24 protein-coding genes, 1 tRNA gene and 1 riboswitch are annotated in these 26,909 nt (G+C 70.4%); of the genes, 19 read left to right on the top strand and 6 right to left on the bottom strand.

What is annotated here, in order from left to right; translation table 11 throughout:
• The first annotated feature begins 1 nt into the window (after position 1).
• The 5 genes from ispG to G3I56_RS20050 all read left to right on the top strand — a co-directional run bounded on the left by ispG (position 2) and on the right by G3I56_RS20050 (position 5,350).
• Positions 2-1,159 (top strand): flavodoxin-dependent (E)-4-hydroxy-3-methylbut-2-enyl-diphosphate synthase, encoded by a 1,158-nt coding sequence (gene ispG / locus G3I56_RS20070; RefSeq protein WP_164410775.1) that lies wholly within the window; start codon positions 2-4, stop codon positions 1,157-1,159.
• 42 nt (positions 1,160-1,201) lie between these two features.
• Positions 1,202-3,124, top strand: a complete 1,923-nt coding sequence (gene dxs / locus G3I56_RS20065) for a 1-deoxy-D-xylulose-5-phosphate synthase (protein WP_164410773.1) — start codon at positions 1,202-1,204, stop codon at positions 3,122-3,124.
• The gene (locus G3I56_RS20060; protein WP_164410771.1) at positions 3,121-4,530 is read left to right on the top strand and encodes an aspartate aminotransferase family protein; all 1,410 of its coding nucleotides are present in this window, start codon (positions 3,121-3,123) and stop codon (positions 4,528-4,530) included. The genes dxs and G3I56_RS20060 overlap by 4 nt, the downstream gene beginning before the upstream one ends.
• A gap of 86 nt (positions 4,531-4,616) precedes the next feature.
• Positions 4,617-5,231, top strand: a complete 615-nt coding sequence (locus G3I56_RS20055) for an XRE family transcriptional regulator (protein WP_164410769.1) — start codon at positions 4,617-4,619, stop codon at positions 5,229-5,231.
• The gene (locus G3I56_RS20050; RefSeq protein ID WP_164410767.1) at positions 5,228-5,350 is read left to right on the top strand and encodes a DUF6126 family protein; all 123 of its coding nucleotides are present in this window, start codon (positions 5,228-5,230) and stop codon (positions 5,348-5,350) included. The genes G3I56_RS20055 and G3I56_RS20050 overlap by 4 nt, the downstream gene beginning before the upstream one ends.
• A 24-nt stretch (positions 5,351-5,374) precedes the next feature.
• On the opposite strand, the gene G3I56_RS20045 is transcribed toward G3I56_RS20050, so the two are convergent.
• Positions 5,375-6,172 carry a tyrosine-protein phosphatase gene (locus G3I56_RS20045; protein ID WP_164410766.1) on the bottom strand — a complete coding sequence of 266 codons (798 nt, stop codon included), beginning with the start codon at positions 6,170-6,172 and terminating at the stop codon, positions 5,375-5,377.
• A gap of 170 nt (positions 6,173-6,342) precedes the next feature.
• Here G3I56_RS20045 and G3I56_RS20040 point away from each other — a divergent pair, with 170 nt between their 5' ends.
• The 3 genes from G3I56_RS20040 (at position 6,343) to G3I56_RS20030 (ending at position 10,842) form a co-directional block, all read left to right on the top strand.
• Positions 6,343-8,433, top strand: coding sequence for an alpha-galactosidase (locus G3I56_RS20040; protein ID WP_164410990.1), 2,091 nt, complete (start codon positions 6,343-6,345; stop codon positions 8,431-8,433).
• 303 nt (positions 8,434-8,736) lie between these two features.
• A riboswitch (cyclic di-AMP (ydaO/yuaA leader) is annotated at positions 8,737-8,896 on the top strand.
• A 3-nt stretch (positions 8,897-8,899) separates the two neighbouring features.
• Entirely contained in the window at positions 8,900-9,880 is a 981-nt protein-coding gene (locus tag G3I56_RS20035; RefSeq protein ID WP_164410764.1) for a LysM peptidoglycan-binding domain-containing M23 family metallopeptidase, read from the top strand.
• Between the two features lie 176 nt (positions 9,881-10,056).
• Positions 10,057-10,842 (top strand): SGNH/GDSL hydrolase family protein, encoded by a 786-nt coding sequence (locus tag G3I56_RS20030; protein WP_164410988.1) that lies wholly within the window; start codon positions 10,057-10,059, stop codon positions 10,840-10,842.
• Between the two features lie 110 nt (positions 10,843-10,952).
• Here the strand turns inward: G3I56_RS20030 and G3I56_RS20025 are convergent, their stop codons facing one another.
• Together G3I56_RS20025 and G3I56_RS20020 are read right to left on the bottom strand one after the other, a co-directional pair.
• A complete protein-coding gene (locus G3I56_RS20025) occupies positions 10,953-11,567 on the bottom strand; it encodes a TetR/AcrR family transcriptional regulator (RefSeq protein ID WP_343240010.1) in 615 nt (204 codons plus the stop codon).
• A gap of 111 nt (positions 11,568-11,678) precedes the next feature.
• The gene (locus G3I56_RS20020; protein ID WP_164410762.1) at positions 11,679-12,869 is read right to left on the bottom strand and encodes a Glu/Leu/Phe/Val dehydrogenase dimerization domain-containing protein; all 1,191 of its coding nucleotides are present in this window, start codon (positions 12,867-12,869) and stop codon (positions 11,679-11,681) included.
• A 184-nt stretch (positions 12,870-13,053) separates the two neighbouring features.
• Here G3I56_RS20020 and G3I56_RS20015 point away from each other — a divergent pair, with 184 nt between their 5' ends.
• From G3I56_RS20015 to G3I56_RS19990, 6 genes are all read left to right on the top strand, one after another.
• Positions 13,054-14,310: an MBL fold metallo-hydrolase gene (locus G3I56_RS20015; protein ID WP_164410760.1), complete on the top strand. Its 1,257-nt coding sequence runs from the start codon at positions 13,054-13,056 to the stop codon at positions 14,308-14,310.
• A 372-nt stretch (positions 14,311-14,682) separates the two neighbouring features.
• Entirely contained in the window at positions 14,683-16,815 is a 2,133-nt protein-coding gene (locus G3I56_RS20010; protein WP_203690267.1) for an ATP-binding protein, read from the top strand.
• 74 nt (positions 16,816-16,889) lie between these two features.
• A complete protein-coding gene (locus G3I56_RS20005) occupies positions 16,890-17,324 on the top strand; it encodes a roadblock/LC7 domain-containing protein (RefSeq protein WP_164313414.1) in 435 nt (144 codons plus the stop codon).
• Complete coding sequence (locus G3I56_RS20000) at positions 17,321-17,698, top strand: DUF742 domain-containing protein (protein WP_164410756.1); 378 nt, start codon at positions 17,321-17,323, stop codon at positions 17,696-17,698. The genes G3I56_RS20005 and G3I56_RS20000 overlap by 4 nt, the downstream gene beginning before the upstream one ends.
• Positions 17,676-18,284 carry an ATP/GTP-binding protein gene (locus tag G3I56_RS19995; RefSeq protein WP_164410754.1) on the top strand — a complete coding sequence of 203 codons (609 nt, stop codon included), beginning with the start codon at positions 17,676-17,678 and terminating at the stop codon, positions 18,282-18,284. Before G3I56_RS20000 ends, G3I56_RS19995 begins: the two co-directional genes overlap by 23 nt.
• Positions 18,281-18,868, top strand: a complete 588-nt coding sequence (locus G3I56_RS19990) for a GAF domain-containing protein (protein WP_164410752.1) — start codon at positions 18,281-18,283, stop codon at positions 18,866-18,868. Before G3I56_RS19995 ends, G3I56_RS19990 begins: the two co-directional genes overlap by 4 nt.
• A gap of 68 nt (positions 18,869-18,936) precedes the next feature.
• Here G3I56_RS19990 and G3I56_RS19985 read toward each other — a convergent pair whose 3' ends face one another.
• Positions 18,937-20,823, bottom strand: coding sequence for a DUF2264 domain-containing protein (locus G3I56_RS19985; RefSeq protein ID WP_164410750.1), 1,887 nt, complete (start codon positions 20,821-20,823; stop codon positions 18,937-18,939).
• A gap of 373 nt (positions 20,824-21,196) precedes the next feature.
• Between G3I56_RS19985 and tdh the strand changes: the two genes are divergently transcribed.
• The 4 genes from tdh to G3I56_RS19965 all read left to right on the top strand — a co-directional run bounded on the left by tdh (position 21,197) and on the right by G3I56_RS19965 (position 24,909).
• Positions 21,197-22,225, top strand: coding sequence for an L-threonine 3-dehydrogenase (gene tdh, locus G3I56_RS19980; RefSeq protein ID WP_164410748.1), 1,029 nt, complete (start codon positions 21,197-21,199; stop codon positions 22,223-22,225).
• Between the two features lie 27 nt (positions 22,226-22,252).
• Positions 22,253-23,452, top strand: a complete 1,200-nt coding sequence (locus G3I56_RS19975) for a glycine C-acetyltransferase (protein ID WP_164410746.1) — start codon at positions 22,253-22,255, stop codon at positions 23,450-23,452.
• A gap of 91 nt (positions 23,453-23,543) precedes the next feature.
• Positions 23,544-24,446, top strand: coding sequence for a LysR family transcriptional regulator (locus G3I56_RS19970; RefSeq protein ID WP_164410744.1), 903 nt, complete (start codon positions 23,544-23,546; stop codon positions 24,444-24,446).
• Positions 24,447-24,549: 103 nt separating this feature from the next.
• On the top strand, positions 24,550-24,909 hold the full coding sequence (locus tag G3I56_RS19965) for an MmcQ/YjbR family DNA-binding protein (protein ID WP_164410742.1): 360 nt from the start codon (positions 24,550-24,552) through the stop codon (positions 24,907-24,909).
• 15 nt (positions 24,910-24,924) lie between these two features.
• Here the strand turns inward: G3I56_RS19965 and G3I56_RS19960 are convergent, their stop codons facing one another.
• Both G3I56_RS19960 and G3I56_RS19955 read right to left on the bottom strand, forming a co-directional pair.
• Entirely contained in the window at positions 24,925-25,821 is an 897-nt protein-coding gene (locus G3I56_RS19960; RefSeq protein WP_164410740.1) for a transketolase C-terminal domain-containing protein, read from the bottom strand.
• A gap of 71 nt (positions 25,822-25,892) precedes the next feature.
• Entirely contained in the window at positions 25,893-26,543 is a 651-nt protein-coding gene (locus G3I56_RS19955) for a transketolase (protein ID WP_164410984.1), read from the bottom strand.
• 239 nt (positions 26,544-26,782) lie between these two features.
• Between G3I56_RS19955 and G3I56_RS19950 the strand changes: the two genes are divergently transcribed.
• A tRNA-Pro gene (locus G3I56_RS19950) sits at positions 26,783-26,856 on the top strand.
• Positions 26,857-26,909 lie beyond the last annotated feature (53 nt).

The raw sequence follows: 26,909 nt of genomic DNA, 5'->3' as shown, positions 1-26,909 counted from the left end.
CGTGACCGCCGTCTCCTTGGGTGTTCCCGAGGTACCGGCCCGTCCGATCGCCGAGCGCCGGGTCTCCCGGCGTATCGAGGTCGGGCCGGTGGCGGTCGGGGGCGGGGCCCCGGTGTCGGTGCAGTCGATGACGACGACACGTACGTCGGACATCGGCGCCACGCTCCAGCAGATCGCCGAACTCACCGCGTCCGGCTGCCAGATCGTCCGCGTCGCCTGCCCCACGCAGGACGACGCGGACGCGCTGGCGACCATCGCGCGCAAGTCGCAGATCCCGGTGATCGCCGACATCCACTTTCAGCCGAAGTACGTCTTCGCCGCGATCGAGGCCGGCTGCGCGGCAGTTCGCGTCAATCCCGGCAACATCAAGCAGTTCGACGACCAGGTGAAGGAGATCGCGCGCGCCGCAAAGGACCACGGCACGCCGATCCGGATCGGGGTCAACGCCGGTTCACTGGACCGGAGGTTGCTCCAGAAGTACGGGAAGGCGACGCCCGAGGCGCTCGTCGAGTCGGCGTTGTGGGAGGCGTCGCTCTTCGAGGAGCACGGCTTCCGGGACATCAAGATCTCGGTCAAGCACAACGACCCGGTGATCATGGTCAACGCCTACCGGCTGCTCGCCGAACGGAGCGACTACCCGCTGCACCTGGGCGTCACCGAGGCCGGTCCCGCCTTCCAGGGGACCATCAAGTCCGCTGTCGCCTTCGGGGCGTTGCTCAGCGAGGGCATCGGGGACACCATCCGGGTCTCGCTGTCGGCGCCTCCGGTCGAGGAGATCAAGGTCGGCATCCAGATCCTGGAGTCGCTGAACCTGCGGCAACGACGGCTGGAGATCGTGTCCTGTCCGTCCTGCGGGCGCGCACAGGTCGACGTCTACAAGCTCGCCGACCAGGTCACGGCCGGGTTGGAGGGCATGGAAGTGCCGTTGCGCGTCGCGGTCATGGGGTGTGTGGTCAACGGCCCCGGCGAGGCGCGGGAGGCGGACCTGGGGGTCGCCTCCGGCAACGGCAAGGGTCAGATCTTCGTGAAGGGCGAGGTCATCAAGACCGTGCCCGAGTCGAAGATCGTGGAGACCCTGATCGAGGAGGCGATGAAGATCGCCGAACAGATGGAGCAGGACGGCGTCGCGTCGGGGGAACCGGCGGTCACCGTGAGCTGAACAGCACGGGCTGGCTGGTACGGAAGAAAAGGGGGCCCGAGCGTGACAATTCTGGAGAACATCCGGGGACCACGCGACCTGAAGGCGCTGTCCGAGGCGGAACTCGGTGAACTGTCCGACGAGATACGGGAGTTCCTGGTGCACGCGGTCGCCAGGACCGGCGGCCATCTCGGACCGAATCTGGGCGTGGTGGAACTCACCGTCGCGCTCCACCGGGTCTTCGAGTCACCGGTCGACCGCATCCTGTGGGACACCGGTCATCAGAGCTACGTACACAAACTTCTGACCGGACGTCAGGACTTCTCCAAGCTGCGCAGCAAGGGCGGCCTGTCCGGCTATCCCTCGCGCGAGGAGTCCGAGCACGACGTCATCGAGAACAGCCACGCGTCCACCGCGCTCGGCTGGGCCGACGGGCTCGCCAAGGCCCGCCAGGTGCTGGGCGAGAAGGGGCATGTCGTCGCGGTCATCGGCGACGGCGCGCTCACCGGAGGGATGGCCTGGGAGGCGCTCAACAACATCGCGGCGGCCAAGGACCGGCCCCTGATCATCGTCGTCAACGACAACGAACGCTCCTACTCGCCCACCATCGGCGGCCTCGCCAACCACCTCGCGACCCTCCGGACTACGGACAGCTACGAGCAGGTGCTGGCCTGGGGCAAGGACGTACTGCTGCGCACCCCCCTCATCGGCAACACCCTCTACGAGTCTCTGCACGGCGCGAAGAAGGGGTTCAAGGACGCGTTCAATCCGCAGGGCATGTTCGAGGACCTGGGGCTGAAGTACGTCGGCCCGATCGACGGGCACGACATCGGGGCCGTGGAGTCCGCGCTGCGGCGCGCGAAGCGGTTCCACGGGCCCGTGCTCGTCCACTGTCTGACGGAGAAGGGGCGCGGTTACGAGCCGGCGCGCTCGCACGAGGAGGACCACTTCCACACCGTCGGGGTGATGGACCCGCTCACCTGCGAGCCGCTCGCGCCCCCCAACGGGCCTTCCTGGACCTCGGTGTTCGGCGACGAGATCGTGCGGATCGGGGAGGAACGGGACGACGTCGTCGCGATCACCGCGGCCATGCTGCATCCCGTGGGCCTCGGCAAGTTCGCCGAGCGGTTCCCCGACCGGGTGTGGGACGTCGGGATCGCCGAGCAGCACGCGGCCGTTTCGGCGGCGGGGCTGGCGACGGGCGGTCTGCATCCCGTCGTCGCCGTGTACGCCACCTTCCTCAACCGCGCCTTCGACCAGTTGCTGATGGACGTCGCGCTGCACCGGTGCGGGGTGACGTTCGTGCTGGACCGTGCCGGGGTCACGGGGGTCGACGGGGCGTCGCACAACGGGATGTGGGACATGTCCATCCTGCAGGTCGTGCCCGGCCTGAGGATCGCCGCACCACGCGACGCCGACCAACTCCGGGCCCAGCTGCGGGAGGCGGTGGCCGTCGACGACGCGCCCACGCTGATCCGGTTCCCCAAGGAGTCGGTGGGGCCGGCGATCGAGGCGGTCGGTCATGTGGGCGGGATGCATGTGCTGCACCGGTCCGAGGAGGCGGCCGACGTGCTGCTGGTGGCCGTCGGCGTGATGGCTCCGGTGTGTCTGCAGGCCGCCGAGTTGCTGTCGGCGCGGGGCATCAACTGCACCGTCGTGGACCCGCGTTGGGTGAAGCCCGTCGATCCCGCGCTGCCGGGACTGGCCGCCGGGCACCGCATGGTGGCCGTGGTCGAGGACAACAGCCGCGCGTCCGGGGTCGGCGCCGCGGTGGCGCTGGCACTCGGCGACGCCGAAGTCGACGTACCCGTAAGGCGGTTCGGGATCCCGGAGCAGTTCCTCGCGCACGGCAAGCGCGGCGAGCTGCTCGCCGACATCGGCCTCACACCCGTCGAGATCGCCGGCCGGATCAGCGCCGGGCTGGCCGCCAAGGAAGAGCTGTCCCAGGGGAAGCCCAAGGGGAAGTCCGAGGAGAAAAAGGAATGACAACCGCTGAACCCGGTTCCCCTTCGGGGGAGTTCGACCTCGGCGCGCTGCTGGCCGAGCGCGGCGCCGAACGCTACGAGCTGCACAGCAGGCATCTCAACCACCAGCTCCCGCGCATGCTGCACACCATCGGCTTCGACAAGGTCTACGAGCGGGCCGAGGGCGCGTACTTCTGGGACGTGGACGGGGACGACTACCTCGACATGCTCGCCGGGTTCGGGGTGATGGGCCTCGGTCGCCATCACCCCGTGGTCCGCAAGGCGCTGCACGACGTCCTCGACGCCCAGCTCGCCGATCTCACCCGCTTCGACTGCCAGCCGCTGCCAGGCCTGCTCGCGGAGCGGCTCCTCACCCACAGTCCGCACCTGGACCGGGTGTTCTTCGGCAACAGCGGCACGGAGGCGGTGGAGACCGCGCTCAAGTTCGCCCGGTACGCCACCGGGAAGCCGCGCATCCTGTACTGCGCGCACGCCTTCCACGGTCTGACCACCGGCTCCCTCTCCGTCAACGGAGAGGACGGCTTCCGGGACGGCTTCGCCCCGCTGCTGCCCGACACGGCCGTACCCCTCGGTGATCTCGACGCCCTGGCAAGGGAGTTGAAGAAGGGCGATGTCGCCGCCCTGATCGTCGAGCCGATCCAGGGCAAGGGCGTGCACGAGGCGCCTCCCGGATATCTGCGCGCCGCCCAGGAGTTGCTGCACAAGCACAAGGCGCTGCTCATCGCGGACGAGGTGCAGACCGGTCTCGGGCGGACCGGTGACTTCTACGCCTACCAGCACGAGCAGGGGGTCGAGCCCGACCTGGTGTGCGTGGCGAAGGCACTGTCCGGCGGATACGTGCCCGTGGGCGCCACGATCGGCAAGGAGTGGATCTTCAAGAAGGTGTACTCGTCGATCGACCGCGTCCTTGTGCACTCGGCCAGCTTCGGGGGCAACGCCCAGGCCATGGCGGCGGGGCTCGCCGTGCTGTCGGTCATGGAGAACGAGCAGATCGTCGCCAACGCCCGGGCCACCGGGGACCAGTTGAGGACCCGGCTGGCGTCGCTCGTCGACAAGTACGAGCTGCTGGCCGACGTACGCGGCCGGGGTCTGATGATCGGCATCGAGTTCGGAAAACCCAAGTCGCTGAAGCTGCGCGGCCGTTGGACGATGCTTCAGGCCGCTCGCAAGGGCCTGTTCGCTCAGATGGTCGTCGTGCCGCTTCTGCAACGTCACCGGATCCTGACCCAGGTCTCCGGCGATCACCTGGAGGTGATCAAGCTGATTCCGCCGCTGGTCGTCGGTGAGCGGGAGGTGGACCGCTTCGTGGACGCCTTCACCGCCGTGATGGACGACGCGCACAGCGGGAGCGGGCTGATGTGGGACTTCGGGAAGACGCTGGTCAAGCAGGCGGTGGCCAACAGGTAGGGGAGCGGCGAGGGCATGACCCTTGCGGGTTTTGCCTCTGAGGCAAGAAGTTTGCCTCACAGGCAAACCTGCGGCTGAATGGAGGCATGAGCCTTCCCGAAGAGTCCGGGCCGGTCGGGAACCTGCCCGACGTCGCACCGCAGCTTCGGGCGCTGCGCCGCCGGGCCTCCCTCACGCTGGAGGCCGCGGCCCGGTCCGCCGGGTTGTCGCCCGCCCATCTCTCCCGCCTGGAGACCGCGCAGCGCCAGCCTTCGCTGCCGATGCTGCTCGGGCTCGCCCGTATCTACGGTACGACGGTTTCCGAACTGCTCGGTGAGACCGTCGCCGACCGGGACGCGATCGTACGGGCCGCCGACATGGAGCCGACGGCCGCGGGCGGCTGGTCCTACTGGCAAGCCGGCGCGTCCGGACGCGGGATGCAGGTCCTGCGCGTCCATGTGCCGCACGGGGCACAGGGCGACATCGTGCGCGTCCACCCCGGCGAGGAGTGGCTGTACGTCCTCAAGGGGCGGCTGCGGCTGCGCCTCGGAGACACCGCGCATGTCCTAGCGCCCGGCGACAGCGCGCACTTCGACTCGCTGACCCCGCACCGCCTGGCCGCCGACGGCCACGACGGCACCGACCTGCTCTTCGTCCACACCCTGTTGCAGAGCCCCACCGCCGGCCTCTGCATCGGCCCGACCACTGGAGTGACGCCATGACCGACATCGAGGACAAGTTCCCCCGGGGCCTGTGGGTCCGACTGGTCATCTACATCGCGGTCGGACATCTCTTCGCCGGCTTCGTCTACCTGCTGTTCGAGGTGGGCGCGAAGCAGTAGCGGTCACGGACGCCGGGTTCGGTCTCAGTCGAGGAACCGCTCCCGCAGCCGCTCGCGCACCTCGGGGGTGACGCCCAGTCCCTGCTCCAGATAGCTGTCGACGCCGCCCCAGGTCTCCTCGACGGTCTCCATGGCGGACGTCAGATACTCGGGGCGGGTGCCGAAGAGCGGGTTGAGCAGTTCCAGGACCTCGGGGCTGTAGGCCTTGGCCGCGGAGCCGTTGCGGCGCACCCTGTAGCGGCGGTGCTGCGCGTTCGACTCCATGTAGTCGGCCACGATGGCGTCGCGCTCCACCCCGACGGCGAGCAGCGTCACCGCGATGGACAGGCCCGCGCGGTCCTTGCCGGCCGCACAGTGCATCAGGGCCGGGACACTGTCCTCCGCCAGCGCGTGGAGCATCCGGGAGTGCTCGGCCGTGCGGTCCCGGACGATCTCCCGGTAGGAGTTGATCATCCGCTGCTCGCCCTTGCCGTCGGCGAGGAGGCTTCGCAGTTCGTCCAGATCGCCGTCCCGGACCATCTTCCAGAACTCCGCGCCGTGCGCAGGGTCGGACAACGGGATGTTCACGTTGCGCACGCCCGGCAGCTCGACGTCGGGCCCCTCCAGCCCGATGTCCGCCGAGTTGCGGAAGTCGAAGATCGTGTGCAGCCCGAGGGAGCCGAGAAACGCCGCGTCCTCGTCGGTCGCGTGGGCGAGATGCCCACTGCGGAACAGGCGTCCGTGCGCCACGCGTCGGCCGTCCACCGTCGGCAGTCCGCCCACGTCACGAAAGTTTCGTACGCCACCCAGCTCGGGCTCGGTCGACGGGACCTGCTGCGTCACGAGGGCTCCCCTCCCACACGGCCCCGCGGACGCTGCTCGTCGACGGGCGCGCTTCGACGATACGACATGGGTGGGCAGGCCAATGAGTTTTCCACAGGCGTTGCCGTCCGGGGCCGTGGCACTGATGATGTTGATGCTTGAGCGTGCCTGTTCGGATCTGTGGGGACATGATGCTGGAAATTGCCGGAACCGGTCGTACGTGGCTTCTCTCGGGGCCCACCAGTAGCTACGCCGTCCATCTCACCGAGGACGACGAGCTGCTGCACCTCTACTGGGGCCCGCGGATCGCCCTCGCCGACGCGGAGGCGCTCGCCGTCCGTCCGCTGCCGGACTACTGGCCCTTCGAGGCCCCGCTCGACGGTCACGAGGAGTACCCGGTCGAGGGCGGCCCCCGGTTCGCGCGGCCCGCCCTGTCCGTGCGGACCGACGAGCGCCGGGGCACCGAGTGGCGCTTCGAGGCGTACGAGACCGAGGGCGCCGACGGTGACGAGTTGCTGCTGCGGTTCCGTGACGCGGGGCTGGCGATCACGCTGCACTACCGGATGCGCCACGACGTGGTGGAGCGCTGGGTGACCCTCACGCATGACGGGCCCGACGGAACCGGCCCCCTTGAGCTGCTTCGCGCGGACTCCGCCACCTGGACGCTCCCCGAGCGCGAAGGCTGGCGCCTCTCCCAGCTCCATGGCCGTTGGGCCGCCGAGTCCCGGCTCGTGCAGACGGACCTCACCTACGGTGAGAAGGTCATCGGCAGCCGGCGCGGTCACACCGGGCACCAGCACCTGCCCTGGGTGGCGCTCGACACCGACGCGACCGAGGAGCGCGGAGAGGTGTACGCGTGCGCGCTCGGCTGGTCCGGCTCCTGGCGGATCGCCGTCGCCCAGTTGCCGGACGCGCGCGTGCAGATCACCGGCGGTGCCGGGTACGACGAGTCGGGCCTGCTGCGCCTGGCGGCGGGGGAGTCCTTCACCACGCCCGTCTTCGCGGGGCTGTGGACGGACTCCGGGCACGGCGGGGCGAGCCGGGCCTGGCACGCGTACCAGCGCGCGTTCGTCGTCCCGCAAGCGGACCGGGACCGGCCCGTGCTCTACAACTCCTGGGAGGCCACGGAGTTCGACATCTCCGAGGAGCAGCAGGGGACGCTGGCCCGGCGGGCCGCCGCGATCGGCGTCGAACTGTTCGTCGTGGACGACGGCTGGTTCGGGGCCCGCACCAGCGACCGGGCCGGCCTAGGCGACTGGACGCCCAACCCGGACCGCTTCCCGGCGGGCCTGGCGCCGCTCGCCGAGTACGTGCACGCCCTGGGGATGCAGTTCGGTATCTGGGTCGAACCCGAGATGGTGAACCCGGACAGCGACCTGTACCGCGCGCACCCCGACTGGGTGCAGTTCCAGCCTGGACGAAAGCGGACGGAGTTCCGCAATCAGCTCGTACTGAACCTCGCGCGCGAGGATGTCCGCGAGTACCTCTGGGAGCAGCTCGACGTGATGCTCTCCAGCGCTCCGATCGACTATGTGAAGTGGGACTTCAATCGCTGCTTCACCGACGCGGGCTGGCCCGGTGAGGACTACCCGCAGCGCCTCTGGGTCGACCACGTGCACGGGCTGTACGCCCTGCTGGACCGGCTGCGTGCGGCCCACCCGAACGTCGCCTTCGAGTCCTGCTCGGGCGGCGGCGGCCGGATCGACCTCGGTGTCCTCGCCCGTACGGACCAGGTGTGGACGTCCGACAACACCGATCCGCTGGACCGCCTCGCCATCCAGGAGGGCTTCAGCCAGATCCATCCGGCGCGGGTCATGGCCGCCTGGGTCACGGACAGCCCGAACACCCAGCTCAACGGCCGGGTCAGCTCGCTGCGGTTCCGGTTCGTGAGTGCGATGGCCGGGGTGCTCGGAGTCGGCGGCGACCTCACGAAATGGACGGACGGGGAGCTGACCGAGGCCGGGGTGTGGGTGGGGCTCTACAAGGAGATCCGGCCCGTCGTGCAGCGCGGCGACCTGTACCGGCTGCGGCGGCCGACCGGCGGGCTGAGCGCGGTGCAGTACGTGCTCGGCGATGAGACCGTCGTCCTCGCCTGGCTCCAGGCGCAGCACTACGGCGAGCCGGTACCGGCGCTGCGGTTGCGCGGACTTGACCCGTCGGCGACGTACGAATGCCTTGAAACGGGTGAAATCCACCGAGGTGCCGTGCTCCTGCATCGCGGCCTGCGGACCGGCCTGAAAGGTGACCTCGATGCGGCAGTTTTCCGACTGCGCCGCATCTGATGCGTCTGTCCGTTATGACGCCTTCATTCCAACTCGCTGGGAAATGACGGTTGCTGTGAATCGGGCGCGTGAGCAGCGTCATATCCGTGACCCTGAGTCGCCGTCATGTTCACGTAATTTCGGTGTGTTTCAAAGGAGTTCCAGGGGGCTGAAGGTTCCAGATTCACGGACAGTGACCGGGAATTCTGGGGAGGATCACAGGAAATCCGTACACAGGGAACTTGAGGCTTGTTCCGGTGCGTCCTGGTCGCTTACGTTCGCCACCAATCCGGACGGACGCCCAATCCTGCCGCCGCCCGGAGCCCGCATCTAACACCCGAAAACGGCAGGAGCGGGGGACCCACAGGTAGAACGCCTGTTCCGGTCTCTGGAACAGGCTTGGGGTTAAGTCACGTTCAGGCGTGGCCGGACATCTCCAGTCCGCACCCGACAGCTCACCCCGCAGGCGACGGAGAAGGAATTCGTCATGCCCGCGAAGGGTAAGCACCGCCGTCCGAAGTCCCAGCGATTCACCCGCTCGATAGCCGTCGCCGGAACCGGCGGAGCGGCTCTCGCCCTGCCGTTGCTGGGAGCCACCGGCGCCCACGCGGCCACGGCGGAGTCCGCGACCCAGTCCGTGTCGTCGCTTTCGGAAACAGCCAAGTCCACAACGGCCGATTCCGTTTCCGCGAAGACGGCGAAGGCCGAAAAGGCCGCTTCCGCCGCCAAGAAGGCAAGCGTCAAAACCTACGCGGTCCAGGCCGGCGACTACCTCTCGAAGATCGCGCAGGAGCAGAGCGTCAGCGGTGGCTGGCAGAAGCTCTACTCGGACAACCGCACCGCCATCGGCGCCGACCCGAGCCTGATCCACCCCGGTCTGAAGCTGACGATCGGCAAGAAGGCCGCGTCGACCTCTTCGCCTTCCTCGTCCTCCGCGAAGTCCTCGTACTCATCGAAGTCCACCCGGACCGAGACGTCCAAGCCGGCCACCGAGAGTGCGACGGCCGAGACCTCGACGACCACCGAGGCCGCCGACACCAGTGGCTCCAGCAGCGCCAGCGGCTTCACGCTCCCCGTGTCCGGTGCCACCATCGGCACCGGTTACCGCGTGGCGGGCAGCATGTGGTCCAGCGGTTACCACACGGGCGTCGACTTCGTCGTCCCGACCGGCACCTCCCTCAAGGCTGTCGGCGCCGGCACCGTCGTCTCCGCCGGCTGGGGCGGCGCGTACGGCAACCAGGTCGTCATCCAGCTCGCCGACGGCTACTACGCCCAGTACGCTCACCTCTCCCAGCTCTCCGTCTCGGCCGGCCAGAGCGTGACGGAGGGTCAGCAGATCGGCCTCTCGGGTGCCACCGGCAACGTGACGGGACCGCACCTGCACTTCGAGATCCGCACCACCCCGGACTACGGCTCCGACGTGGACCCGGTCGCGTACCTCCGCTCGAAGGGTGTCGCTGTCGGCTGACACGCGCACGATGAGGTGGTCCACGAGTCGAGTCGTCCCGCTATTCCGGGTTGACCAACACTTGACGAGTGGCTTATCTCACCGCGAGTCAACCCCTTCCTACGGTCGCGTAGCTCACATCGGAAGGTGAATCATGGGCCGATGTGGCAGACGATTCGAAGAATGACAGCAGAGCAGTGATCGGGTCGTACGTGGCGGTGGGGGACAGCTTCACCGAGGGCGTCGGCGACCCCGGCCCGGACGGGTCGTTCGTCGGCTGGGCCGACCGGTTCGCAGTACTGCTCGCGGACCGGCGCCCCGAGGGCGACTTCGACTACACGAACCTCGCGGTACGCGGGAAGCTGCTCGACCACATCGTGGCCGAGCAGCTTCCGCGCGCCAGGGAGCAGGCTCCGGACCTGGTCTCCTTCTGCGCGGGGGGCAACGACATCATCCGGCCCGGCAGTGACCCGGACGAGGTCGCCGAGCGCTTCGAGCGAGCGGTGATCGGCCTCACCTCGGCGGTCGGCACGGTCATGGTGACGACCGGCTTCGACACCCGAAACGTCCCGGTGCTGAAGCACATGCGCGGCAAGATCGCCACGTACAACGGACATCTCCGGGCCATCGCCGACCGGTACGGCTGTCCCGTGCTCGATCTGTGGTCCCTGAAGACCATCCAGGACCGCAGGGCCTGGGACGGCGACCGGCTGCACCTCTCGCCCGAGGGGCACACGCGCGTGGCGCTGCGCGCGGGACAGGTCCTCGGCCTCGAAATCCCGGCCGACCCGGACCAGCCCTGGCCGCTGTTGCCTCCGCGCGGCACCTTCGAGATCCGCCGCGACAACGTGCACTGGGCCCGCGAGTACCTGGTCCCGTGGATCGGCCGGCGCCTGCGAGGTGAGTCGTCGGGCGATCATGTGACGGCCAAGGGGAGCCTGTCACCGGTCGACATCAAGAGCCGGATCGACTGGGTCGCGTGAGCACTTTTCAGCGCCGGGCGGACATTTTCAGCCCGTCCGGCGTTTGAGGACGAGGCCGTTCGGGCCGAAGGGGGGCTGGGGGCGCAGCCCCCGGCCGACGGCCACGAAACTCACCCACCCGACGTCAACGCCGCCCGCTCCAACCCCAGTTCCCCGGCCAGCGCAGCGTCCACCCACTGCTCGGCCCGCGACCGCGACACCCCGTCGTACGCCGTCATCTGGACGGCGAGCCCGTCCAGCAGCGCCGTGAGCCGCAGTGCCGTGCCCGTGGGGTCGGGGCACTCGAACTCGCCCGCGGCCACCCCTTCGGCGATGACCTCGGTGATCGCGGCCTTCCAGCGCCGGTCCAGGTCCCCGGCGACCTCCCGCAGTGCGGGGTCGCGCAGGGACACCGCCCACCCCTCGATCCACAGCCGCCAGCCCTTGGCCTGACCGGTCGGTGCGTACCAGCGCACGGCGGACCGCAGTCGGCGCAGCGCGGGGGAACGGCGCCCGAGAAGCTTGCCCAGGTGGGTGAGGTCGGCCTCGGCCGCGTACCGGAACGCGGCGGCGACGAGCTTCTCCTTGGTCGAGAAGTGGTACAGCACCAGCGCGTTGCTCACCCCGAGGACGCCGGCCACGTCGGCGATCCTCACCGCCGCCACGCCTCGCGCCTCGATCTGCTCGATGGCGGCCCGCAACAACTCCTCGCGCCGCTCGGCCACGTTCAACCGCACCCTTGCCACGCGGCCACACTATTCCGTCACCGGACACGATGGCGGGGCAGCCCCGTCAATCCCTGCGAATACCCGTCAATACGGCCGGTTCGCGGGGATGGCACCCGTAGCCGGACACCGTCACCGGTACCACCCGAACCGCTCCGCGATCACCGGCAGCCGGTCCTCGACGATCGCGTGCGCCGCCGCCCGCGGAGTCGTCCCGTCGGCCCCCGCGCGCGCGAGCACCTGGTCGATCAGGGCCCGCATCGAGCGTCGGGTGTACGCGAACGCCTCCTCCGCGTCCGCGCCGATGTCCCCGAACAGCGTCCACCACCACCAGGCGTTCGTACCGGAGTTGACGACCACGTCCGGCAGTACGACGACGCCGCGCGCGGCGAGCAACTCCTCGGCCTCCGGCAGCACGGGCATGTTGGCGGCCTCGACGATCCAACGCGCGGTGATCCCCGCCTGGTTCCCGGTGTCGACGGCGTACGAGACCGCCGCCGGCACCAGCACCTCCGCCGGCACGGACAGCCAGGCATCGCCCGGCAGTTCACGGTCGTCGGGACGCAGCACCGCGCGGTCCACGGTGCCGTACGTGTCCCGGGCCGCGAGCAGTGCCTCGACGTCGAGGCCCGCCGGGTTGGCGATCGTGCCCTTGATGTCGGCGACGGCCACCACCGTGAGCCCCGCGCGCGTGAGGAAGCGTGCCGTGGCCCCGCCCATCGTGCCGAGCCCCTGTACGGCGACCCTTGTCCCGGTGTACGGCACCGCGGCCCGGTCGAGCGCCGCGAGTACGGACTCCGCGACCCCGCAGCCGCCGACCAGCTCGTCGAGCCCGATGCCGTCCACCACGACCGCGAACGCGTCCGCGAGCCGCGCGCGGGCCACCGTCTCGTCGTCCAGCAGCGGATAGACGGCCTGGATCGATGACACGAGACCGGCCTCGGTCGCCGCCCGGTCGACGAGGTCCTGGGTGAGGCCAAGATCCTCGCCCGTGGTCCAGATGCTCTCGACGTACGGCCGCATCGCACGCAGGTAGCGCACCAGCAGGCCGTACGCCGCCGGGTCCTGGGGATCGCAGTCGACGCCGCCCTTGGCGCCGCCCAGCGGGATGTAACGGCCCTTGGGGTTGTAGTGCAGGGCTTCTTTCATGGTCATGCCACGGGCCAGCCCGGCGACCTCGTCCAGAGTGCAGCCCGCGCGCATCCTCAGCCCGCCGCTGGACACGCCCCGCACCAGTCTGTCCACGACGAGGAAGCCCTGGTGGCCGGTGAGGTGATCTGTCCAGGTGAGGGAGAGCAGGGGAGCGCCCTGGAGGGTTGTCATGCGGGGAATATACTGACTCGTCGTTCAGTTGTGTGCTGCCGTGGGGCATCGGCCCCGCACGCACCGCCCACCGTTCCGAACTTTGGTCTTTCCTTGGAATGACCCGGCCGACACACGCACGACGCCGGACTGTCGGAGGGGACGACCATAATGGAATGTCTGACCGACTCCACCTGGAGGTACCGTGACCGGATTCCCCTCTCCGAACTCAGGGCTGCGCGCGCTGCGGCCCGCGGCCTTCGGTGCGGACCCGAGTGGGGAGCGCCTGGCGCGGATCCGTAGATCGCCGCACTTCGCGGACGGTGTCTTCCAGAATCCGCCGGGTACCCCGCGGCCCGACGGTGCCATGCTCGAGTTCGCGAAGTCCTCCCTGCGCAAGGAGGACCGGGTCCGCCGCGCCCCGGCCGGGACCGTGCCGGTGCACGCCACGACGCTCGCCGACCTCGCGAAGCCCCCGGTCAGCGGTCTCCGGCTGACCTGGATGGGCCACTCCAGCGTGCTCACCGAGATCGACGGACAGCGTGTGCTCTTCGACCCCGTCTGGGGTGAGCGCTGTTCGCCGTTCGCCTTCGCCGGGCCCAAGCGGCTGCATCCGGTGCCCGTGCCGCTGGCGGCGCTCGGTCCGGTCGACGTCGTCGTCATCTCGCACGACCACTACGACCATCTGGACATGCCCACGATCAAGGCGCTGGCCGGCACGGACACGCTGTTCGCGGTACCGCTCGGTGTCGGCGCCCATCTGGAGCGCTGGGGCGTCCCGGCCGACCGGCTGCGCGAGCTGGACTGGCACGAGTCGACGAAGGTCGGCGGCCTGACGCTGACCGCCACCCCGGCCCGCCACTTCTGTGGCCGCGGCCTGCGCAACACCCAGCACACCCTGTGGGCCTCCTGGGTCGTCGCCGGTGCGGAGCACCGCGTCTACCACAGCGGTGACACGGGGTACTTCGAGGGCTTCCGGGACATCGGCGCCGACCATGGTCCGTTCGACGCCACGATGATCCAGATCGGGGCCTACAGCGAGTTCTGGCCCGACATTCACATGACCCCGGAGGAGGGTATGCGCGCCCACCTCGACCTCCAGGGCGGGGCCGACGGCGGTCTGATGCTGCCGATCCACTGGGGCACCTTCAACCTGGCGGCGCACGCGTGGTCGGACCCCGGCGAGGGCACGATCGCCGCCGCACGCAAGGCGGACGCGCGGATCGCGCTGCCCCACCCGGGTGAGCCCTTCGAACCCACCGCCGAGACCGTCCCCTCGGAGCCCTGGTGGCGGGGCGTGGCCGTGCTCCCGACGGGCGGCTGGCCGGCGGTCGACGCTTCTCGTACGGGCGATATCACTCGTACGGCTGACGTCGACGATGCCCGGACCGACACGGCCGGTGACATTCAGGGCGGAACTGCGGACGGCAGCGGAGAGCCCAAGGCGGTTTCCGCGGGCTGACGGCGACGGGCGAAAACGGACGACGGACGGACAACCGTACGGACGGCGAGGGCCGGGGAGCAGATGACTCCCCGGCCCTCGCCGTCTGTTCGTGACTGGTTCTGACCAGCCCTGATCGATTTGACAGGGTGGGGGAACGTGCGTCCGAAGGGCTTATCGGTCTGCCGTGCGAGATGTCATACCAGAGCGGGACCTCGTTCGGGGGAGTTTGTCAACTGCCCACCGCACGTGATGCGTTGCCGACTACTGTGAGTGGTCGCCGGGCAACACAGGGCCGTTTTTTTCGGCTCTCGACCGGCACCGCCATGGCGCACGCCCGGGTCGCGCAGACGCGCGGTCCCCAGGTCCCGACGCACCAGTACGAGGACGAAGATGTCTCACCTCCGAGCACCGGCCCCCCGTGCAGACCGCCGTGAGGGCGGACGGCACGGTCGGCCGGTCGCGCGTACTGTCCCCCCACTGCCCGAGACCCAGATACGTCCCCAGCTCATGCGGCTCGCCGTGCTGCCGCCCCTCGCGGTCGCCCTCAGCGCCTGCGCGGCCGTCCTGTTCATCGTCCGCGACACCGGGGTGCGGCCCACGCTCAGTCTGTTCGCCGTACTCGCCGGGGCGATCGCCGTGGCCCTCGGGGGCGTCGTGTTCGCCCTGGTGGCCGCCGACCGCGCAGCCAGGTTCGTGCACGACCGCCTGGGCGCCCTGCGCCGCACCAGCGCCCGCGGCGAGGTGGAGCTGCGCGCCCTCGTCGAGGGGCTGCGGCGTGGCGACCCACCGCCGGCCCGTAGGACACAGGGTGTACCCGCTGCCGACGCCGACGACTTCGAACTTCTCGGAGCCGACCTCGCCCGAGCCCACGACAGCGCCCTCACCGCGGTCGTCCAGGCCTCGCAGCTCTCCAGCCAGACGGGCAGCGAACAGAAGGTCGAGGTCTTCGTCAACCTCGCCCGGCGCCTCCAGTCCCTCGTGCACCGCGAGATCTCCATCCTCGACGAGCTGGAACACGAGATCGAGGACCCCGACCTGCTCAAGGGCCTCTTCCATGTCGACCACCTCGCCACCCGCATCCGTCGGCACGCCGAGAACCTCGCAGTCCTCGGCGGCGCCGTCTCGCGCCGCCAGTGGAGCAACCCGGTCTCCATGACGGAGGTGCTCCGCTCGGCCATCGCGGAGGTCGAGCAGTACTCGCGGGTCAAACTCGTGCCCCCGATCGACGGCACCCTGCGCGGACACGCCGTCGCCGACGTCATCCACCTGCTCGCCGAACTCGTCGAGAACGCCACCGTGTTCTCCGCCCCCCACACCCAGGTGCTGCTGCGCGCCAACCTCGTGACCTCGGGGCTCGCCATCGAGGTCGAGGACCGCGGCCTCGGCATGCCCGTGGGCGAGCAGCACAAGATGAACACGCTGCTCACCGACCCCGACCAGGTCAACGTCGCCAGCCTGCTCCAGGACGGCCGCATCGGCCTCTTCGTGGTCTCCCAGCTCGCCCGCCGGCACGGCATCCACGTCCGCCTCCAGACCAACATCTACGGCGGTGTGCAGGCCGTGCTCGTCGTACCGCAGGGGCTGCTGGGCACGGGCACGGCAGCGGGCGGCATCGTGGGTGTGGCCCAGTCGCGTCCCCCCGCCACGGCTCAGCCACCGGCCCCCACCCAGGCCCCGACCCACGAGACCGGGAGCATGCGGAGGGTGGCCGAGCCGCCCCGGCAGCGTCCGTCGGCCGCAGGACACGAGGGACGGCATCCGGCGCCCTCGACGCCCGGCCCCCGCGCCCAGCCCGGCGGCTCGACGCGGCGGCGGCCGGAGACCCCCCGGTCCACCGAACCCGTGCCGAACGGCCGGGGCCCGGCACCGCTGCCCGTACGCGGAGCCCGCCAGGAGCGGCCCAACCCCGCGGAGGCGATGCCCGGTGTCCGCCCCGACGACCGGCGGACCGTCGCGGAGAACGTGACGGCGCCGCCCACCCCCCGCAACAGCGCCGTGCGCGGAACCATGGGCAAGCCCCAACTGCCCCGCCGCCGCGCACAGGAGCACATCGCGCCCCAACTGCGCGGCGGCCCGGCGGCCCCCCGCCCGGAGAGCGAACACGTCGCGCACGACCCCGGACTCATGGCCGCCTTCCAGCGCGGTATCGGGCTCGCCGAGGCGCGCCAGCTGGAGTCGGACTACACGGACCCGGCCGTGGCGGCGATGGAGAGGGCGTACGAGGCGGAGTACGGGAAGTCGGCGCGCGCTCAGGCGCCCGCCGGACAACCGGCACCCCCGGAACCGACGTACGCGGAGTCCTCGTACCCGGCCGGGTACGAGGCCGCACACCCGGAGCCGGTGATCGTCCCCCCGTCGGGCGAAGACGCGGGCCGCACCGATGCAGCCGTGCCCGCCATGGACCACCCCAGGGACGTACCGCCCATGGACACGTCCCCCATATCCGAGGCGCACCGGCTGCGCGCGCCCGGACACGACCTGGACCTCACTGCCCGGCACGACGGGAGCGCACCGGCCGGATGACCACCCGCAGCACCACCCCTGCCCCCCACCCCAGCGCTCCCGCAGACCTTCGTACCCCAAGGAGTCGATCCACCATGGCGAGCGATGTGCCGACCGGCCATGTATCCGATCTCGACTGGCTGATGAGCGGCCTCGTCCAGCGCGTACCGCACACCACGAGCGCGGTACTCCTGTCCTGCGACGGACTCGTCAAGTCCGTGCACGGACTCGACCCGGACAGCGCCGACCACATGGCCGCCCTGGCCTCCGGTCTCTACTCCCTCGGACGCAGCGCGGGCGTCCGCTTCGGGGACGGCGGTGAGGTGCGGCAGGTCGTCGTCGAACTCGACTCGACCCTGCTGTTCGTCACCACCGCCGGCTCCGGCACCTGTCTCGCCGTGCTGGCCGGGCGCGAGGCCGATGCCGCGGTCCTCGGCTACGAGATGGCGATGCTGGTCAAGAGCGTCCGCCCGTACCTGATGACCGCCCCCCGGCAGGCCGCCGTCGAACCTACGGCGATGAGGCCTTGAGTGTCACGGCGGCCGGCGACGGGCCATGGCTCGACGACGCGGCCGGACGGCTCGTGCGCCCCTACACCGTCAGCAACGGCCGGACCCGGCCGACTACCGCCCTCGACCTCATGTCCCAGGTGATGACCACCGGAGCCACCCCTCTCGGCTACCTCGGCCCCGAACACACCGAGGCGCTCGACCTGTGCCGGGTGCCCGTCTCGGTCGCCGAGGTGTCCGCCCAGCTGAAACTGCCGGCGGCGGTCACCAAGGTGCTGCTTTCCGACCTGGTCGACTGCGGGGCACTCACCACGAAACCGCCCGAGTTCTACCACAAACCCACTGACCGGTCCCTTCTGGAGGCAGTGCTAGATGGACTACGACGACAGCTCTGATCCCTTCCCCACCGCCTTGAAGATCCTGGTGGCGGGAGGGTTCGGAGTCGGCAAGACGACCCTCGTCGGCGCGGTGAGCGAGATCGCGCCGCTCAGCACGGAGGAACTGCTCACCACGGTGAGCGCCTCGACCGACAGCCTCGAAGGCATCGAGAACAAGGTCGAGACCACCGTCGCGATGGACTTCGGCCGCATCACCCTGGACCCGCAACACGTCCTCTACCTGTTCGGCACGCCCGGACAGGAGCGGTTCTGGTTCATGTGGGACGAGCTCTCGGAGGGCGCGCTCGGTGCGGTGATCCTTGCCGACACCCGGCGCCTGGAGGACTGCTTCGCGGCCGTCGACTTCTTCGAACAGCGCGGCCTCGGCTTCATTGTCGCGATCAACGAGTTCGACGGCTCGTACCGCTACGACCCCGAGGAGGTGCGCGCCGCCATCGACCTCGACCCCGACATCCCGATCGTGCGCTGCGACGCCCGGATCTCCAGTTCGGGGGTGCAGACCCTGCTCACCCTCGTACGGCATCTGCTCGCCCACACGCCCGCGCCCGCACCCAGTGCCCACAGTGAGGGAGCCCGCCCATGAGCTACGACCCGCCCCGCCCGGCCGGTCGTCTGCTGCTGACCCCCGAGGACGACGAAGCCCCGGCCCGCACCCGACGGCTGCGTGGACTGGGCTTCGGGGAACGAGCCGAGCCCGCCCTCGACGCCTTCGCGGACCGCCTCGCCGAGCTGGTCCGCGCGCCGTACGCGATGGTCAACTTCATCGGTGAGGAGCGGCAGTTCTTCGCCGGGCTCCATGTCCCCGGCGATACCGACACGGGCAGCGGTCGTGATGCCGGTGCCGACTCCGACGGGGTGAAGCCGCGGGTGGGCCGCCGGCTGCCGCGCGACCACGGGTTCTGCCCGCATGTGGTGGTCCGGCGCAAGGCGCTCGTCCTGGAGGACGTCCGCGACTATCCGCGGTTCGCGGGCAACCCGGTCGTCGACGAGTTCGGCATCCGCTCCTATCTGGGCGCGCCGCTCATGGACAACGCGGGTATGGCACTCGGCACGGTGTGCGTCGCCGACTTCGAGCCGCGGCCCTGGGGGAGGGCGGGGCTGGAGACGATCAAGGCGATGGCGGCGGAGCTGGTCGGGCAGCTCGCACCGGGGGAGGCCCCTCTCTGAAGGGCGTCTCCGCCGTACGGAGAGCGTCATTCGTAAAGCGTCATACGCAGGGCGTCATACGCAGGGCGTCATACGGAGACCGTTTCGCCGTCCGGGAACATGATCAGGGCGCGGCCCTCCTCCGTCACCGCGCACGACACCGCCTCGCGCAGGGCCTGCGGATGCACGGCGTCCCGGGTCAGCGCGACCAGGGTCACGAACAGCCTGCTCGCGCCCGGGGATTCGGCCGCGCGCTGGAGGTACGGTGTCGCCGAGTGCGGGCCGAAGGCGTTCGCGTCGACCTCGCGGGCCACGCCCGTGGCCTCGTCCCAGCCGTGCAGCGCGACGACCACACTGGTCAGCCCCGAGTCGGTACGGGTCAGGGCCCAGCCGTCACCCCGTTCCGCCTCGGGCAGGGCGGTGTCGGCGACCGCGTAGCCGCCCTCCCGGACCGCCGTGTCGGCCGGCGCCTGTACCCGGTGCACGCGGATCTCCCAGGAACCGTGCAGCACGCTCGTCGACTCGACCCGGAACTCCCCCTCCACGCCAGGGATTTCGGCTTCGTACCGGGACGCGGCGACCCGCCCCGAGCAGTGCAGCGGAAGGATTCTGCGTCGGCGCGACGCCGTGCCGTCGGGGGCGAGGAGAGCCAGGTGGCCGTCCACGTTCCGCTCCCAGGCCGACGAGCCCGTCTCCGGTGCGGTCGCCGTCGAGTAGCCGAACTTGGCGTAGTGCGGATCGTCTTCGGCGGGTCCCTCCATCGGGTTGTGGTCGCTGCCGTGGTTGACGAGACGCACGATGCCGTCGTGCCGGGTGCCGTGCAGCAGCCAGCCCGGTCCCGGCAACGCCGTGTACTGGTCGGACTCCTCGATGGGCAGCGGGCGTTCGCGGGCGGTCCACACCGAGTGCTCCGGGGGCAGCAGCAGGCCCAGGAAGGCCATGCTCGACCAGTACGGAGATCCGGGCCCCGAGTGCGCCTGGGTCGCCGGCAGGAAGGTGCCGTACCAGCCCAGCGGCAGCAGTCCGCGCTCGTCGGGCACCCCGCGCTCCACGAAGTGCGCCACGGCGCCCGAGGCCAGCCGCCTGGTCAGCCCCGGCGCCAGGGGAGTGCACTCGGCCAGCGCGCCCAGCCAGACGGGAGCGGTCGCGGCGAAACGATACGTCAGGGAGCGGCCCTGGTGGACGGGGGCGCCGTCCGCACCGAAGAAGTGCGGGTAGGAGGCGAGGAACTGGGCCAGCCGGCGCTGGTGGACCCGGCCGCGCCCGCCGTCCTCGCCGCCCGTCATCCGGCACCACAGCAGCGGATACAGGTGCAGGGCCCAGCCGACGTGGTAGTCGAACGTACGGCCGTCGCCGTCGCTGTACCAGCCGCCGCCGACATACCAGTCGTCGATCCGGTCCAGGCCGCCGTCGATGTCCTCCTGGCGGTGCGGCGCCCCTACGGAAGCCAGGAACTGCTCGGCGACCACCTGGCAGAGCCGCCCGCTGTCGTCCCTGGTACGACGCCCCACGAAACCCCACAGCCAGTCGACGATCCGCTCCTGCACGTCCACGTCGAGCCGGTCCCAGATCCATGGCCGGGTCTCGTGCAGCCCGATGGCGATGGAGGCCGCCTCGGTCATCGGCTGGGAACAGTCGGTGAGTTCGGGCCAGGCCTCGCCGCTGTCACGGTCCGTGCCCGTTGTCAGACCCTGCGCGTAGCGTTCCGCAAGACGAGGATCCACCTCGCCCGCCGCTCCCGCGATCCGGAAGGAGGCCAGCAGAAACGACCGTGCGAATCCCTCCAGGCCGTCCGACACCACACCCGCCGAGGAGGTCCGGCCCGGCAGCCGGTACTGCGCGAGACCCGGCGTCGCATAGGGGACCAGCGCCTCCAACTGCCGGTCTGCGAGCGCCTCCCAGTGCGCCCGGGTCCAGCCGGTGAACAGGGACAGGACCCGGTCGTTGGGCGGAAGCGCCAAGTGCGGTGCGGGCATGACGGGTTCCTGACTCCTTGCGGCCCCCGGCGGGGCGCGGCTGTCTGTTCCGTTGTCGGTTCGCGCGGTTCCTCGGAAGGGATACGGCTGATCGTTCCGGTCGGATCAACAGGTGTGCCGCTGTTGTCGCTCTTCCGGCCAATGGGGATATGCCAGTCGTCGTCCGGCGTGAAGGAAAGCTGCGGCGCCGCTTAAGAAAACCTCGATGGACCTGGGAGCCGCCGTACGGCAGATTTCGACTCGCGTTCTCGCGTTCTCAGGTCCGAGTTCTCAGGGTCGCTCTCGTCGGTCCTGCCGTCGACGTCACCATTCTCCCCGCCACGGGCTCCTTCGGCGTGCCCTGCCCCGGGGTCCTACCCACAGGAGCGTTGCGTTGAAGGCGCTGGTCAAGAAGAAGGCGGAGCCCGGACTGTGGCTCGCGGACGTACCGGAACCGGTGGTCGGCCCCGGTGACGTGCTGATCAAGGTGCTCAGAACCGGGATCTGCGGCACCGACCTGCACATCCGGGCCTGGGACGGCTGGGCGCGGCAGGCGATCCGTACGCCGCTGGTGGTCGGGCACGAGTTCGTCGGCGAGGTCGTCGGGACCGGACGCGATGTCACCGACATCGGGGTCGGCGACCTCGTCAGCGGCGAGGGGCACCTGGTGTGCGGCCGGTGCCGCAACTGCCTCGCCGGGCGCCGCCACCTGTGCCGGGCCACGGTGGGGCTCGGTGTCGGACGGGATGGTGCCTTCGCCGAGTACGTGGCGTTGCCCGCCGCCAACGTGTGGGTGCACCGCGCGCCCGTCGACCTCGACGTGGCGGCGATCTTCGACCCGTTCGGCAACGCCGTGCACACTGCCCTGTCCTTCCCGCTGGTGGGCGAGGACGTCCTGATCACGGGGGCGGGCCCGATAGGGCTGATGGCGGCGGCAGTGGCCCGGCACGCGGGGGCGCGGAACGTGGTCGTCACCGACGTCAGCGAAGAACGGCTCGAACTGGCCCGCAAGATCGGCGCGAGTCTGGCGCTGAACGTCTCCGGCGCGACCATCGCCGACGGCCAGCGCACCCTCGGACTGCGTGAGGGCTTCGACATCGGCCTGGAGATGTCCGGCCGCCCCGAGGCGCTGCGGGACATGATCGCCAACATGACGCACGGCGGACGCATCGCCATGCTCGGCCTGCCGGCCGAGGAGTTCGCGGTCGACTGGTCCCGGATCGTCACCTCGATGATCACCATCAAGGGGATCTACGGTCGTGAGATGTTCGAGACCTGGTACGCGATGTCGGTGCTGCTGGAGGGCGGCCTCGACCTCTCCCCGGTCATCACCGGCCGCTACGACCACCGCGACCACGAGGCCGCGTTCGCGGACGCGGCGAGCGGCCGGGGCGGCAAGGTCATCCTCGACTGGAACACGTAACTCCCTCACATCTTCAGGAGCTTCCTCATGTTCGACTCCGTGCGCGACGACCTGCGCGCCACCCTCGACGAGATCCGCGCCGCCGGTCTGCACAAGCCCGAGCGCGTCATCGGCAGCCCGCAGTCCGCGACCGTCTCCGTCACCTCGGGCGGACGCCCCGGCGAGGTGCTCAACTTCTGCGCCAACAACTACCTCGGCCTCGCCGACCACCCCGAGGTCGTCGCCGCCGCTCACGAGGCCCTCGACCGCTGGGGCTACGGCATGGCCTCCGTGCGGTTCATCTGCGGCACGCAGGAGGTGCACAAGGAGCTGGAGGCCCGGCTGTCGGCGTTCCTCGGGCAGGAGGACACGATCCTCTACTCCTCCTGCTTCGACGCCAACGGCGGTGTCTTCGAGACCCTCCTCGACGCCGAGGACGCGGTGATCTCCGACGCCCTCAACCACGCCTCGATCATCGACGGCATCCGCCTGTCCAAGGCCCGCCGCTTCCGGTACGCCAACCGCGACATGGCCGATCTGGAACGGCAGCTGAAGGAGGCCACGGAGGGCGGCGCGCGCCGGAAGCTGATCGTCACCGACGGCGTGTTCTCCATGGACGGCTACGTGGCCCCGCTGCGCGAGATCTGCGACCTCGCCGACCGCCACGACGCCATGGTCATGGTCGACGACTCGCACGCCGTCGGCTTCGTCGGCCCCGGCGGCCGGGGCACCCCCGAGCTGCACGGCGTCATGGACCGCGTGGACATCGTCACCGGCACCCTGGGCAAGGCGCTGGGCGGTGCGTCCGGGGGCTATGTGGCCGCGCGCGCCGAGATCGTCGCCCTGCTGCGTCAGCGCTCCCGGCCTTACCTGTTCTCGAACACGCTTGCCCCGGTGATCGCCGCCGCCTCGCTGAAGGTGCTCGACCTGCTGGAGTCGGCGGACGACCTGCGGACGCGGCTCGCCGAGAACACCGCCCTGTTCCGCCGCCGGATGACCGAGGAGGGCTTCGACATCCTCCCCGGCGACCACGCCATCGCGCCCGTGATGATCGGTGACGCCACGAAGGCCGGTCGGCTGGCGGAACTGCTGCTGGAGCGGGGCGTGTACGTGATCGGCTTCTCGTACCCGGTCGTCCCGCAGGGGAAGGCCCGCATCCGCGTCCAGCTGTCGGCGGCGCACTCCACCGAGGACGTGAACCGTGCGGTCGACGCCTTCGTCGCGGCCCGGGCGGAGCTGGAGGGCTGACCGGACGGTGCCTGGGACACCTTCCCGGGCATACCGCTCCGGGTATTCCGCTCCGCGCATACCGTCACGGACGTACTGGATAATCGATCGCATGATCGAAGCGCGGCGGCTCCACATCCTGCGTGCGGTGGCCGACCACCGGACGGTGACGGCGGCTGCCGCCGCGCTGTATCTCACCCCCTCGGCCGTCTCCCAGCAGCTCACTGCCCTGGAGCAGGAGACCGGCCACCGGCTCGTCGAGCGTGGGGCCAAGGGGGTACGGCTGACCCCGGCCGGCGAGATCCTGCTCGCCCACACCAATCTGGTCCTCGCCCAACTGGAGCGGGCTGAGGCCGAGTTGGCCGCGTACGACTCGGGCGCAGCCGGCACGGTCACTGTCGCCGCCTTCGCGACCGGCATCGCCCTGGTCGTCGCTCCCGCCCTGGCCCGTCTCGCCGTGACCGCCCCCGGCATCGGGGTCCGCGTCCAGGACGCAGAGGGCGATGCCAGCCTGCCGATGGTGCTCGACCGGCAGGTCGATGTCGCGGTGGCTGTCGAGTACCGGGGAGCACCGCCCGCCGACGACTCGCGCCTCACCCACGTCCACCTCTACGCCGAGCCCTTCGACGCGGTCGTCCCGGTCACCCACCGGCTCGCCGACGCCGACGAGGTGCCGCTGGCGGAACTGGCCAAGGACGCGTGGATCGGGCCGTACCCCGGCAATCCCTGCCATGAGGTGGTCGTCCTGGCCTGCGAGAACGCCGGTTTCCGGCCTCGCCTCGAACACTCCTCCGACGACTTCCGGGCGGTCGTGGCTCTCGCCTCTGCCGACGCCGGCGTGGCCCTCGTACCGCGTTCGGCGCTGCGCGGCATGGAGCTGACGGGGGTGGTCGTGCGGCCGGTCGACGGAGTGGCGCCCACCCGGAGGGTCTTCGCGGCCGTACGCCGGGGAGCGGAGGAACACCCCCTGATCCGCCCGGTGCTGGAGGCGCTCGGAACCGCCGCGGAGGTGTAGGCGGGCGGTCCGGGCACGGGGAGCGGGCGCTCCCGCCGGATGACCGCGGATGACTGCGGACGACAGCGGGTGATTGTCAGTGGCATTGGCTACGGTGCGTTGCATGCCGGAAGCCGAAGACGTACGCCGTATCTCCCTCTCCCTGCCGGACACGACGGAGAAGATCGCCTGGAGCATGCCCACGTTCCGGGTCGCGGGCAAGATGTTCGCCACGCTGCCCGAGAACGAGACCTCCATCGCCGTGCGCTGCCCGAAGGAGGAGCGCGACGAACTGGTTCTGGCCGAGCCCGAGAAGTTCTGGATCGCCGACCACGAGGCGGGCTTCGCCTGGGTCAGAGTGCGCCTGGCCGCGCTGGAGGACGAGGGCGAACTGCGGGACATCCTCGCCGACTCCTGGCGCCAGGCGGCCCCGACCGGGCTGCTGGACGCCTATCCGCAACTCGGGGCGCCGGACGTCGACTGAACCCGGAATGCGAACTCAGGCGATGAACCCCCGGATCCGCTCCCGGAGCGTCCGTGCGTCGAGCCCGTGCGCGGCGACATGCTCCTCGATGTCCCCGTATCGGCGGAGTTCTCGGCGGCCCACGCCGAGGCCCAGCACCCGGTGGGGGACGTCGGAGAGCGCGTCGTTCACGACGGCTGTCGACGTGCCCGCGAGGTACGGCTCGACGAGGACGACATCGGTGCCCGCCGCCTCCGTGGCCCGGCGCAGCGCGGCCGTGTCGAAGGGCCGTACGGTCGTCGCGTACAGGACTGTGACGTCGAGCCCTTCCGTGGCGGCGAGCACCGCGTCGAGCATCGGCCCGACGGCGATCACGACACCGGAGTGGCCCTCGCGGACGGTGAGGAGCCGTTCCCCGTCGACCGCGAGCCCGTCCGTGTTGGACTGCGTCGACAGCCGTACGTACACCTTGTCGTCGCCCGCGGCGACCGCGTGCCGCAGCAGCGTCTCGGCCTCGTCGGGATGCCCCGGTACCTGGACGGTCCAGCCGTCCAGGGTGTCGAGGAGGGCCACGTCACCGGGTGCCATGTGCGTGTAGCCGCCCGCCGGCCAGTCGAAGGAGGCGGACGCGCTCACGAGCACGGCGCCGACGTCCTGGTGGCCGAGGTCGAGCTTGACCTGCTCGAAGGGGCGCTCCACGAGGAAGCTCGCGAACGTGTGCACGACGGGACGCATCCCGGTGAGCGCCAGGCCCGCGCCCGCACCGATGAGCAACTGCTCGCGGATGCCCACGTTGATCACCCGGTCGGGATGCCGGGCGCGCGCCTGGGCGAAAGTGGCGGCGCCGATCTCGGCGAGGACGACGGCGACGCGTGGGTCCTCGTCGAGCAGCCTGGTCAGGACGGGGGCGAAGCGGTCACGCATGGTGTCCATGGGGGATTGGATCCCTTCGGATCGGTGAGGCGGGCCGGTGTGACGGGTCGGACAGGTCGGGCGTGCCGGGGTCAGTCGGACTTCGGTTCGACCCGCGCCACGACCACGTGCGGGCGGCCGGGGTGCGGCGTGGTGAAGGCGGCGTACAGGGCGTCGTGGTCACGACCGTCGACCGCCGCCGTGGACCAGCCCGCCGCCTCGAAGCGGGCGGCGATCCCACCCGGCCGGGCGTGGCTCGCCGACGAGTTGTCGACGACGACGGTGTGCAGGCGTTCGAGGCCGGCGGGACCGGCGAAGGCGATCGCCTCGTGGTTGCTGCCCTCGTCCAGTTCGGCGTCGCCGATCAGCACCCACACCGCGGGCCCGTCGAGCCCCTGGGCGCGCAGCCCCAGCGCCGAACCCACGGCGATCGGCAGACCGTGCCCGAGCGAGCCGCTGCCGATCTCGGCCCCCGGCACCAGCACCCGGTCGGGGTGGTGGCCCAGCGGCGAGTCGTACGCGCCGAAGCCCGGCAGCCAGTCCACGGGCAGAAAGCCCTTGGCGGCGAGTACCGCGTAGTACGCCATGGGCCCGTGCCCCTTGGACAGCAGGAACCGGTCCCGCCCGGGGTCCGTCATCCGCCCGGGGCCGACCCGCAGGACCCGGTCGTAGAGGACCCAGAGCACGTCCAGCGTGGAGGTCGCCGCCGGCCCGTGCTTCTCGTCGCCGGTCATCAGCCCCATGAGCCCGGTCAGCCCGGCGTACTCGTGGCGGTCGTGTGTGCCGTGGATGGCGTGTGCGTCGCGTGTCTCGGACGTGTCGACGTGCGTGGCTGTGGCTGTCATGAGGACGATCGTGCGACCTCGACCAAACTTGAGGTCAAGGGCCTGAAGTGCGAATAAAGGAGTGCGCGACCATCGACCCGAGTGCGGTATTGTTTCCCTGCGTGTTCGGCCAGGGGAAATCCCAGGTCAGACAGCATCGGGACGTGGCGCAGCTTGGTAGCGCACTTGACTGGGGGTCAAGGGGTCGCAGGTTCAAATCCTGTCGTCCCGACTTGTGAAGTCGGAGGTCGGAGGCCGTTCTCCCAGCAATGGGAGAACGGCCTC

The organism is Streptomyces sp. SID12488 (assembly GCF_010548275.1).
In the GTDB taxonomy this organism is placed as follows: Bacteria; Actinomycetota; Actinomycetes; order Streptomycetales; family Streptomycetaceae; genus Streptomyces.
This window is presented reverse-complemented; position numbering and strand designations above follow the sequence as displayed.

Excerpts from the sequence above, each read along its gene's own strand:
- G3I56_RS20060 (WP_164410771.1), top strand. The coding sequence starts at position 3,121 with ATGACAACCGCTGAACCCGGTTCCCCTTCGGGGGAGTTCGACCTCGGC.
- G3I56_RS20055 (WP_164410769.1), top strand. The coding sequence starts at position 4,617 with ATGAGCCTTCCCGAAGAGTCCGGGCCGGTCGGGAACCTGCCCGACGTC.
- G3I56_RS20050 (WP_164410767.1), top strand. The coding sequence starts at position 5,228 with ATGACCGACATCGAGGACAAGTTCCCCCGGGGCCTGTGGGTCCGACTG.
- G3I56_RS20040 (WP_164410990.1), top strand. The coding sequence starts at position 6,343 with ATGCTGGAAATTGCCGGAACCGGTCGTACGTGGCTTCTCTCGGGGCCC.
- G3I56_RS20035 (WP_164410764.1), top strand. The coding sequence starts at position 8,900 with ATGCCCGCGAAGGGTAAGCACCGCCGTCCGAAGTCCCAGCGATTCACC.
- G3I56_RS20020 (WP_164410762.1), bottom strand. The coding sequence starts at position 12,869 with ATGACAACCCTCCAGGGCGCTCCCCTGCTCTCCCTCACCTGGACAGAT.
- G3I56_RS20010 (WP_203690267.1), top strand. The coding sequence starts at position 14,683 with ATGTCTCACCTCCGAGCACCGGCCCCCCGTGCAGACCGCCGTGAGGGC.
- G3I56_RS20005 (WP_164313414.1), top strand. The coding sequence starts at position 16,890 with ATGGCGAGCGATGTGCCGACCGGCCATGTATCCGATCTCGACTGGCTG.
- G3I56_RS19995 (WP_164410754.1), top strand. The coding sequence starts at position 17,676 with ATGGACTACGACGACAGCTCTGATCCCTTCCCCACCGCCTTGAAGATC.
- G3I56_RS19990 (WP_164410752.1), top strand. The coding sequence starts at position 18,281 with ATGAGCTACGACCCGCCCCGCCCGGCCGGTCGTCTGCTGCTGACCCCC.
- G3I56_RS19985 (WP_164410750.1), bottom strand. The coding sequence starts at position 20,823 with ATGCCCGCACCGCACTTGGCGCTTCCGCCCAACGACCGGGTCCTGTCC.
- G3I56_RS19975 (WP_164410746.1), top strand. The coding sequence starts at position 22,253 with ATGTTCGACTCCGTGCGCGACGACCTGCGCGCCACCCTCGACGAGATC.
- G3I56_RS19970 (WP_164410744.1), top strand. The coding sequence starts at position 23,544 with ATGATCGAAGCGCGGCGGCTCCACATCCTGCGTGCGGTGGCCGACCAC.
- G3I56_RS19965 (WP_164410742.1), top strand. The coding sequence starts at position 24,550 with ATGCCGGAAGCCGAAGACGTACGCCGTATCTCCCTCTCCCTGCCGGAC.
- G3I56_RS19960 (WP_164410740.1), bottom strand. The coding sequence starts at position 25,821 with ATGGACACCATGCGTGACCGCTTCGCCCCCGTCCTGACCAGGCTGCTC.
- G3I56_RS19955 (WP_164410984.1), bottom strand. The coding sequence starts at position 26,543 with ATGGGGCTGATGACCGGCGACGAGAAGCACGGGCCGGCGGCGACCTCC.